This window comes from Streptococcus sp. KR (assembly GCF_002238115.1).
Classification (GTDB): Bacteria; Bacillota; Bacilli; order Lactobacillales; family Streptococcaceae; genus Streptococcus.
Window position 1 is genome coordinate 1 of sequence record NZ_NGVM01000171.1, and the last position, 397, is coordinate 397.

Below are 397 nucleotides of genomic sequence, written 5' to 3' on the forward strand. Positions count from 1 at the left end.
AAAACGGTTCTGAAGAGTGCCTTTATTTTGACGCTGACCGGAGCCGCTGTTTTAGGTTCACAGAGTAACGGTATTAAGGCAAACGCTAAATCGGATACCAGTATATCAAGTGAATTAAATCCAGCACCGGCATCATATGGATACTTTGTTGATCAGTATAAACAAAACATTAAGACCAATGACACACCTGAAACCAATCCGGCAATCGCGTTATTTAACAATACCTTCTTGAAGTATTGGGATGCACCAGACGGAACTAAGACTAATACCGCAGTGCTACAGGAAAACTTGGATAAATCAATTCAGATTTCCAATGGTGCTTCACAAGCAGAAATTGACCGATCATATTTAACTGATCGACGAGACCTTCGTTACAACTTGATTAGCGGTCTTGGAC

1 pseudogene is annotated in these 397 nt (G+C 40.8%); it reads left to right on the forward strand.

The annotated features are described in order from the left end of the window. A pseudogene (locus tag CBI42_RS11460) lies at positions 1-397 on the forward strand (phosphatase PAP2 family protein); the annotation flags it as partial.